This is a genomic window from Mesorhizobium sp. M7A.F.Ca.US.002.01.1.1, from assembly GCF_004022955.1.
GTDB lineage: Bacteria > Pseudomonadota > Alphaproteobacteria > Rhizobiales > Rhizobiaceae > Mesorhizobium > Mesorhizobium ciceri.
In genome coordinates this window covers 1-539 of record NZ_RZQE01001031.1, presented here as the reverse complement: position 1 = coordinate 539, position 539 = coordinate 1, and the positions used below count along the sequence as shown (strand labels likewise).

Below are 539 nucleotides of genomic sequence, written 5' to 3'. Positions count from 1 at the left end.
CATGTGGTAGGCTCAACATGGCCTGGCGTGGCGGATTTAAGAAGTTCCTGAACGGAATGCTGTTAATATAGCGGGAACTTCAAATCCATCACATTGGCGGCCGCGTCCAGGAGGGGGCTCGACCCATGCCCAATGAACGTGCCACCGTTGTCCGGACACCGGTTGGCTCCGAGCTGTTGACCTTCACGCATCTTGTCGGACGCGATGAGATCAGCCGTTGTTTTGCCTATACGGTCGGATTCGTGAGCACCGACTCCGATATCGATCCGTTGAAGATGCTGGGCGGGCCGCTCTCGATCGAAGCTGAATCTGATCCGAAACGCTGGTTCAGCGGCATCGTCTCCGAGTTCCGGCTCACCCGGCTGGAAGATCGGCTGGCCTACTATGAGGCGGTCATCAGGCCGTGGCTCTGGTTTCTCGGCAACACCACCGATTGCCGTATTTTCCAGAACAAGAGCGTCCTCGACATCGTCAAGGACATCTTCAAGAAATACGGTATCGCGGAATTCGATCTGCGCCTGCAAGGGTCCTATCCCTGT

General features: G+C 56.4%; 1 protein-coding gene. It reads left to right on the top strand.

The window, feature by feature from the left end:
- Nucleotides 1-125: 125 nt before the first annotated feature.
- The coding region (locus EN932_RS37545) for a contractile injection system protein, VgrG/Pvc8 family (protein ID WP_281061585.1) at nt 126-539 on the top strand (414 nt) is incomplete at its 3' end.